At 45.9% G+C, this 9,069-nt stretch carries 6 protein-coding genes and 1 pseudogene; all 7 read right to left on the bottom strand.

The window, feature by feature from the left end; genetic code table 11:
• Positions 1–1,691: translation initiation factor IF-2 (gene infB / locus GRP75_RS14400; RefSeq protein WP_160789629.1), on the bottom strand; the 1,691-nt coding region annotated here is incomplete at its 3' end.
• Positions 1,684–2,007, bottom strand: coding sequence for a L7Ae/L30e/S12e/Gadd45 family ribosomal protein (locus tag GRP75_RS14395; protein ID WP_013309928.1), 324 nt, complete (start codon positions 2,005–2,007; stop codon positions 1,684–1,686). The genes GRP75_RS14395 and infB, both read right to left, overlap by 8 nt.
• Entirely contained in the window at positions 2,000–2,308 is a 309-nt protein-coding gene (gene rnpM / locus GRP75_RS14390) for an RNase P modulator RnpM (protein ID WP_007430067.1), read from the bottom strand. Before rnpM ends, GRP75_RS14395 begins: the two co-directional genes overlap by 8 nt.
• Positions 2,309–2,331: 23 nt before the next feature.
• Positions 2,332–3,429: a transcription termination factor NusA gene (gene nusA / locus GRP75_RS14385; RefSeq protein WP_013309927.1), complete on the bottom strand. Its 1,098-nt coding sequence runs from the start codon at positions 3,427–3,429 to the stop codon at positions 2,332–2,334.
• 101 nt (positions 3,430–3,530) lie between these two features.
• Positions 3,531–3,992, bottom strand: a complete 462-nt coding sequence (gene rimP / locus GRP75_RS14380) for a ribosome maturation factor RimP (RefSeq protein ID WP_013309926.1) — start codon at positions 3,990–3,992, stop codon at positions 3,531–3,533.
• Between the two features lie 312 nt (positions 3,993–4,304).
• Entirely contained in the window at positions 4,305–8,621 is a 4,317-nt protein-coding gene (locus GRP75_RS14375; RefSeq protein ID WP_160789628.1) for a PolC-type DNA polymerase III, read from the bottom strand.
• A 202-nt stretch (positions 8,622–8,823) separates the two neighbouring features.
• Positions 8,824–9,069, bottom strand: a pseudogene (locus GRP75_RS14370) (proline--tRNA ligase); the annotation flags it as partial.

The following is a 9,069-nucleotide window of genomic DNA, read 5'->3' as shown; positions in this document are numbered from 1 at the left end:
CCCGCTACGAAAGCATCGCCGACTTTCAGTGTACCGTTCTGAACGAGGATACGGGCTACAGAACCGCGACCTTTATCCAGTTCTGCCTCGATGATGGTACCACGTGCCCGTTTGTTCGGGTTCGCTTTGTACTCATTCACTTCAGCTACGAGCAGAATCATCTCGAGCAGGTCTTCCAGACCCATTCTTTGTTTCGCGGAAACGTTGACGAAAATTGTATCGCCGCCCCACTCTTCAGGTACCAATTCATATTCAGTGAGTTCTTGCTTCACTTTATCCGGGTTGGCATCCGGTTTGTCGATCTTGTTCACAGCTACGATAATGGGCAGACCTGCCGCCTTCGCATGGTTAATAGCTTCGACCGTCTGTGGCATAACACCGTCGTCAGCTGCAACCACGATAATCGTCATATCTGTCACTTGGGCACCACGTGCACGCATAGCAGTAAAGGCTTCGTGACCCGGTGTATCCAGGAAAGTGATTTTTTTGCTGTTAATTTCAACTTGGTATGCACCAATATGCTGTGTAATACCGCCAGCTTCGCCACCGGTTACATTAGTTGAGCGAATGGCATCCAGCAAAGTTGTTTTACCGTGATCGACGTGACCCATAATCGTTACAACCGGTGGACGTGTTTTGAGATCCGCAGGATCATCATTTTCTTCCACGGTTTCAAAACGATCTTCTTCGACAGGAATTTTCACTTCTACCTCGACACCAAAGTCTCCGGCAAGCAAGAGGATGGTATCCATATCCAGTTCCTGGTTGATGGTCGCCATTGTTCCGAGCACAATCAGCTTTTTGATGACTTCTGACGCATCCTTATGAAGAAGCTTGGCTGTTTCGCCTACGGTCATCTCACCACGCACAATAATTTTCTTAGGCGTGTTGTCGATTTTCTCGCGACGCTCCTGTTGTTGACCTTTACCACGATTGTTAAATTTCCCGCCACGATTGCTGCCGCCGCGATTATTGCCTCCCCGACCACCGTTACCACCGCGTCCGCCGCCTTGACGGTTATCGTCAAAACGTCCTTGACCGGAACGGTTACCACCGTTGCTGGAGTTACTACCTGTACGGTTGCCACCACTACGGTTCGCATTGTTGCTACCTGTGGAGGATGATGTTCTTACAGCCGTACCACCCTGACTACTTCCCTGAGGGCGTGAGTTAGTGCTTTGGTTACCTTGAGGACGCGAACCTGTGTTACCGCCGGGACGCTGTTGTCCTCCCTGTTGTTGACCATTACTGCGGTTCTGTGTACTTTGCTGACCAGTGGGTCTGCTAGTACTTTGTTGACTGCGGTTTTGACCGCCCTGCTGACTGCTTTGCGCTTTTGGAGCGCTACTTCGGTTACTGTTTTGGTTGTTGTTTGTCCTATTCATACTTACCTGCTTTTCCTGTTGATTTTTGGTTTGCTCAGTTGAATGATTACTATTCTGGCTTGAACCGGCCTGATTCGAGCTTACTTGCGCCGTACCTGCCCCGCCTTGCTTGGCCGCAGCATTGGATTTAATATTCTTAAAAAAACTTTCCACTTTACCTACGGCATCATGTTCCATGACGCTCATATGGTTGTTCACGGGAATATCCAGCCGTTTAAGAATGGTGATAATTTCTTTGCTGCTCATGTTCAACGATTTGGCATATTCGTATACCCGCACTTTGTCTTTGCTTTCTTGTTTACTCAATATACTCCACCTCCGACATTATCCCCGCATGTTTCTTGATCAATTTCGCGAATCCTTGATCCGTCACAGCCAGCACAACCCGTTCAGGTTTGCCGATACTGCTTCCCAAGCTTTCCCGGTCAAATCCTATCAATAAGGGGATTTTGTACGTCCCGCATTTGTCGCGGAATTTCTTTTGAGTATTCATTGAAGCATCTTTCGCAAGAATGACCAGTTTGGCTTCTGAAGACCTGATCGCTTTATAAACGATCTCATCACCTGTTAGCAGCTTGCCAGCTCTCATGGCAAGACCCAATCCAGACAGCGCCTTATTCATCCTGCACGCTGCCTTGTGCCGCCAGGAATTCTTCCTCGACGGCAGCAAAATCACGACTTAGCTGCTCATAAATATCAGGATGAACCGAGTGCTTCAATGCTCGATCCAGTGCCTTGCTCTTTTGAGCCAGCTTGAAGCAGGCGGCTTTGCCGCACAAGTAAGCGCCGCGTCCCGACTTTTTGCCAGTCAAGTCAATCAACACTTCGTCTTCAGGGGTTTTGACGACACGGATCAACTGCTTCTTTGGCATCATTTCATGACAGGCCACACATTTGCGCAAAGGTATCTTTCTCTGTTTCATGCATTAACCCCCCTACACTCCGCTTAATCTACAGAAACGGAATCCTGATGCATTTCATCGGTGGATGTTCTCGGTCTGCCGAGTTCTTCCTCCGCCTGTGTTTCACTCTTAATATCAATTTTCCAGCCCGTAAGCTTAGCAGCAAGGCGAGCATTTTGCCCTTTGATACCAATAGCAAGAGAAAGCTGATAATCAGGCACAATAACACGCGCCATTTTCTCTTCTTCAAATACTTGCACTTCGAGCACCTTGGATGGACTCAGCGCATTAGCCACGTATTCATCAACATTATCGGAATAACGTACAATGTCAATTTTTTCGCCACGCAGCTCATTTACAATGGTCTGTACACGTGTACCTCTAGGACCCACACAAGAGCCGACCGGATCAACCTCGGCGTTACGGGAATGAACCGCGATTTTAGAACGGAAGCCTGCTTCACGCGCTACGGAACGAATCTCTACAACACCATCAAAAATTTCAGGCACTTCGAGTTCGAACAAACGCTTAAGCAGACCCGGATGTGATCGGGACAGCATAATTTGCGGTCCTTTGGTTGTGTTTTCTACCTTGGTGATATAAGCCTTAATTCGATCCAGATGGCTAAATTTCTCATTAGGCATCAGTTCGCCCAACGGAAGAACCGCTTCCACCTTACCAAGATCAATATAAATATTACGTGGGTCTTGGCGCTGTACAGTTCCTGTTACAATATCTTCTTCCTTGTCCACAAACTTGTTGTAGATCAGTCCCCGTTCCGCTTCGCGGATACGCTGGGTCACGACCTGCTTCGCAGTTTGTGCAGCAATCCGTCCAAAATCACGTGGTGTGACTTCAATTTCAGCGATATCTTCCAACTGAAAATGCGGGTTAATCTCACGGGCTGCAGGCAACGAAATCTCGGTGCGAGGATCCAATACCTCCTCAACGATCAGCTTGCGGGCATATACCTTAATGACTCCCGAGTTGCGGTTCATATCAACACGCACGTTTTGTGCGGTGTTGAAATTCCGTTTGTAACTGGAAATCAAGGCTGCTTCAATGGCCTCAAACAGCACATCCTTGCTGATCCCCTTTTCTCTTTCCAACTCGTTCATTGCTTCAATAAAATCCATACTCATGGATTACTGCTCCCCCTTTCAAATGATGCACCTGCGTACTGGTCGGCACACGAGGTAAAAAAACATGTAGTACATGTCAAACAGCAACAGTCAAATCTGAATTAAAATATGATCGCGAGCCTTGCACCAGCTACCTTGTCATAAGGTATAACATGCTTCTTTTGTCCGCTTTGAACGGTGAGTTCCCCATCTTCAAAAGAAAGCAAACGACCTTCGAATTCCTTCAGGCCGTTGATCGGCTCGTATGTAGTAACGAATACGTTTTTGCCTACCGCTTTAGTAACGTCCTCCGCTTTTTTTAGCGGTCTTTCGGCGCCTGGTGAAGACACTTCCAGAAAATATGCTGTAGAAACAGGGTCATTTTCATCCAACTTTTGCCCCAGATATTCACTGATCATACTGCAGTCGTCCAGATCAATTCCTCCGTCTTTGTCTACAAAAACGCGAAGAAACCAATTGCTGCCCTCTTTGACATACTCGACATCGACCAGTTCAAAACCATGCTCATCGAGGTAAGGTTGGGCCATTTCTTCTACTACTGATTTGATCTTTGGTGTGCTCAAAGATTATAACCTCCAAAAGTGAACTTTCCTGTGGTGAAAAAAAGACGCCCTATTGCCATGGACAATGCTTCTCCATCACCGGCATTTTCATTTTCATTTGATGTAATGTTCATTTCGGGCTCACTGCAAATAAACCGGCGTACCGGTTTCGTGCCCAAAAATAACCTTTTCACGTTGTAACTGTATATCAAACAGTAAAGAGTGGGTTTCCCCACTCTTTTAGCAACGGTTTTATCTCCATGATTACCAAAAAAATTATAACATAACCATAGTTATGTGACAAGTGCCAGAGCTTGACTACTGTAGTTCGGATTAAAACAGAGACAGCTGATTACTCTCTGGCAGACCTCGAAAGCATCCCAACTGGGATAGCATTTCGACAATGGTTTTACTTGCCTTCGATTTTTGTTGAAAATCCTCGACAGACAAAAATTCACCCTGTTCACGGGAGGCTGCGATGTTACGTGCTGCATTGTCTCCAATTCCCTGAAGAGCTCCGAATGGCGGAATGAGTGAATCTCCATCGACCTTGAAGCGTGTAGCTTCGGAACGGTACAAATCAATGGATTTAAAACTAAACCCGCGAGCCGTCATTTCCAGAGCCATTTCTAGGATCGGAAGCATCCCTTTTTCTTTGGGCGGTGCCTGAAAGCCGAGTTGCTCAATTTCGACAATCTTCCGCGCGATTGCATCATATCCCTGACAGCACAGCTCAATATCAAAATCGGCTGCACGTACTGAAAAGTAAGTCGCATAATATTCAATCGGATGATACAGCTTAAAGTACGCTGTGCGCACTGCTGAAATAACATAGGCTGCAGCATGCGCCTTCGGAAACATGTACTGGATTTTCAGACAAGAATCAATGTACCATTGTGGCACTTTGCATTTTTTCATTTCCTCAATCCATTCAGCACTAAGCCCCTTACCTTTACGTACGCTCTCCGTAATTTTAAAGGCCAGACCTGCGTCCATCCCTGCCTTGTAAATCAGAAACAACATGATATCATCACGGCAACCAATTACAGTCTTGATGTTGCAGGTATTATTCTTAATCAGTTCCTGTGCATTCCCCAGCCATACGCCCGTGCCGTGAGACAGTCCGGATATTTGCAGTAAATCAGCAAAAGAACTTGGCTGCGACTCTACTAGCATTTGGCGTACAAACTTCGTTCCCATCTCCGGTACACCATAGGTTGCTACAGGCGTGCGGATTTGCTGGGGGGTTACACCGAGCGCCTCCGTGGAGTTGAACATGCTCATCACTTTAGGATCATTCATTGGAATGGTCGTAGGATCGACACCGGTCAAATCCTGAAGCATTCTCATCATAGTCGGATCATCATGACCCAGAATATCGAGTTTGAGTAAATTCGCATCAAAAGCGTGATAATCAAAATGCGTTGTTTTCCATTCCGAGCTTGTATCATCGGCGGGATACTGTACCGGCGTAATATCCTCGACCTCAATATAATCGGGAACAACGACAATTCCGCCTGGATGTTGCCCGGTACTGCGTTTGACCCCTGTACAGCCCGAAGCCAGCCTGTTCAGCTCAGCCCCACGCCATTTTTTATGATGCGCCTCTTCATATTTCTTTGCAAAGCCAAAGGCTGTTTTCTCGGCAACTGTACCTATGGTTCCAGCACGAAATACACTTTTCTCACCAAACAATACTTTCGTATAGTTATGTGCGACAGGCTGATATTCGCCAGAGAAGTTCAAGTCAATATCGGGAACTTTATCTCCCTTAAACCCAAGAAACGTTTCAAACGGAATATCCTGTCCCTCCCCCTTCAATTTGCCACCACAGTTCGGACAGTTTTTGTCTGGCAAGTCAAATCCGCTCGGCACACTACCGTCCAAAATCCATTCGCTATGTCTGCATTCAGGATTACCACAAATATAATGTGCAGGCAGTGGATTAACCTCGGAAATTCCGAGAAAGGTAGCGACCACAGAAGATCCAACAGAACCCCGTGAACCTACCAGATATCCATCCTTATTAGACTTTTTAACCAGACGCTCGGAAATGAGATAATTGGCAGAGAAACCGTATTTAATAATCGGCTCCAGTTCTTTTTCAAGGCGGGCTACAACCACCTCGGGCAATTCCTCACCATAGATGGATTTAGCCGTCTCGTAGCAAGTGTTGCGGATTTCCTCGTCCGCCCCATCCAGCAAAGGTGTAAACAGCTTGTCAGGGAACAGCTCCAGCTCCTCAAACCGATCCGCCAGCTCAATGGTATTCTTCACAACGACTTCATAGGCTTTCTCCTCGCCCAAAAACTCGAATTCTGCCAGCATTTCGTCTGTGGTGCGTAAATGCGCATCTGGCTTACGAATATCTTTTAGCGGGCTAAATCCCGTAATGCCGTGTATCGTAATATCACGATACAGCTTATCGCGAGTTTCCAAATAGTGAACATTACCTGTGGCAATTACGGGCTTATCAAGTCGCCGACCAATTTCGCATACTTTGCGTATCGCCGTTTTCAGAGCATCAGGCCCACTTACCAATTGCTTTTCCACTAGATGCATATACATTGTCAAAGGCTGAATCTCCAATACATCATAAAACTGTGCAATTTCCTCGGCCTCTTCCTCGGACTTGTTCAATACAGCCTCGAAGAACTCTCCTTTTTCGCAGCCAGAAATAATAAGCAATCCGTCTCTCATTTCTGACAATTTTGATTTAGGAATACAAGGCACACGCTTGAAATATTCGGTATGAGACATCGAAACCAGCTTGTACAGATTTTTTTTGCCAATCGGGTTGAGGGCATAAATACAGCAGTGAAAAGGACGAACGGTCGATAAATCCTTACCCACATAATCATTCAGACGATCGAGCATTTTTAAACCCTTAATTTGTTCCGCATCATTCAGCAAGCCGTTCAGCACTTCAGTCAGTGCGACTGTATCGTCAATGGCCCGGTGATGGCTTTCGAGCGCCACTTTATATTTGGTCGTCAGCGTATTCAAACGGTGGTTTTTCATCGTTGGAAACAGTAAACGAGCCAGTTCGAGCGTATCCAGTACCGGATTAGTCATTTCAGGCAAACCCATATTTCGAAGGGTGGCCTGGATAAAGCCGACATCAAATCGCGCATTATGGGCAACCAATACAGCATCGCCAGCAAAAGCTACAAACTCCTTCATAACAGGTTCTACATCCGGCGCATCCTTGACCATTTCATCGTTAATATTGGTCAGTTGCTGGATATTGTAGGGTATACGCTCATGCGGATTGACAAAGGTAGCATAACGATCAACTTCTTTGCCATCATGCATTTTTACAGCCGCAATCTCAATAATTTTATTCTGTGTAACCGATAAACCGGTGGTTTCAATATCAAAAACGACATAAGTCGCTGTTTTCAAATTTAATGGTTGTGCCTGCATTACAACCTCAACGGCATCATTAACCACGTTGGCCTCAATACCGTAGATCATTTTAATTCCGTTTTTCTTTGCTGCTTTTGCTGCATCAGGATAGCATTGCACACCACCGTGATCGGTGACCGCAATCGCTTTGTGCCCCCATTTGGCGGCTGTTTTGACGTATTGATCAATCGAGGCGACAGCATCCATTGCACTCATCTTTGTGTGTAGATGGAACTCAACCCGTTTTTCCTCTGCCTTATCCTTACGTGTGGGTGGAGCCTGTACTTCAACTAGATCGGAAGGAATCATAACCAGCTCGGGAATTTGCATAAAACGATCATATTCAACTCGCCCCCGCACTTTGACCCATTTCCCGTTAGCCAACAAACTGAGGATCTTCAGATCTTCTTTAGTTTTAGCAAACATTTTCATTTGCAGGGAATCACTAAAGTCGGTCAAATAATACGTAAACAACGTACTGCCATTGCGCAATTCTTTACTATCCAAACCGAAGATTGTCCCCTGTAAGGTGACTTTCTTTTCTTCGTCCTGAATATCTTGCATCGGAACAGCCGGTTCTTTGATGTCATAACCAAATTGAAGCCGTACGTCTCCTTCTTCTTCGTCCAAAGGCGGCATTTCGGATTCCATACTTTCCATCATCTGCTGAATAACTTCGCGTTCTTCCTGCATCTTCTTCTCTTGGAATTGCTGTAATGCCTCCTGGTTACTTTCACCCACCTGGACTTTAATGCGCATAGAGAGCCCGAAATATTTATTGTAAAATTTGACGATAGCTTGATCTATCTGCTTTTTACGCGCCAGTTCCAATGACATACTGTCGCTCATCGTTAGCAATAATAGACCGTCTTCCCACTCATGCACAGCCCGATTCAACCAACCGTTAACAGAAGGAATCTCACGATGTACCCACTCTAGAAAAAGTTTCCAGTATTCACTAATGATATCACCCGGCTGAATCTGCTCACTATACTGAAAACGGAACGTAATTTTTGCGATGTGACTCATTTTTTCCTGTACTTGAATACAGAACGTACGATACACCTGAGCGGGGACCAGTGTCTCCTTGGCAATAGTGATATTCCAATCCTTATTGGTACGGCTAATCTCCACTTGATCAATCCAACCGTCCAAAAAATAAGGTTCAACCACTCCCGTCGGCATCACAACCTGCTTCATCAGCAGTTCCAGCCGCTTTCTCTTTTCTTCAGCTCCGCCCATGGCTCTCCCCCCAATTTCAAATCTACCATTCTGAAAACATGAAAAGCTTCTGCGTCAAAAACATCTCCGACCGCAAAAGCTTTTCGTAACCCTCTTTAATCCTCCTCACAACGACATAGATCCTTCGGAACGTTGTCCGGTAACAGCTACCCTGTCGGCGAAGAGAATGAAGTGAGTATAGTGGTATTGCCCTACTTCTATATTAGTACGCCCGTGCGAACACTACTGTATGCTTGGCAGGTTTGCCACAGCACAAACATGTGGACTTTTGCTCGGTTGTTTTAAACGGTATATTACGGCTTGTAGCACCTGTCACTTCTTTAACTTTGTCTTCACATTCTTCAGATCCGCACCAACCTGCCAAAGTAAAACCGCGTTTTTCCTCCATGAGAGTCTTCATTTCGTCCAACGTATCGACGGAATAGAAATTTTCTTCCATGAAATTTTT

The organism is Paenibacillus sp. OT2-17 (assembly GCF_009827695.1).
In the GTDB taxonomy this organism is placed as follows: Bacteria; Bacillota; Bacilli; order Paenibacillales; family Paenibacillaceae; genus Paenibacillus; species Paenibacillus polymyxa_B.
This window is presented reverse-complemented; position numbering and strand designations above follow the sequence as displayed.

Bases quoted from the DNA above. Each gene is read 5' to 3' on its own strand.
- rnpM (WP_007430067.1), bottom strand. From the start codon at position 2,308: ATGAAACAGAGAAAGATACCTTTGCGCAAATGTGTGGCCTGTCATGAA.
- nusA (WP_013309927.1), bottom strand. From the start codon at position 3,429: ATGAGTATGGATTTTATTGAAGCAATGAACGAGTTGGAAAGAGAAAAG.
- GRP75_RS14375 (WP_160789628.1), bottom strand. From the start codon at position 8,621: ATGGGCGGAGCTGAAGAAAAGAGAAAGCGGCTGGAACTGCTGATGAAG.
- GRP75_RS14395 (WP_013309928.1), bottom strand. From the start codon at position 2,007: ATGAATAAGGCGCTGTCTGGATTGGGTCTTGCCATGAGAGCTGGCAAG.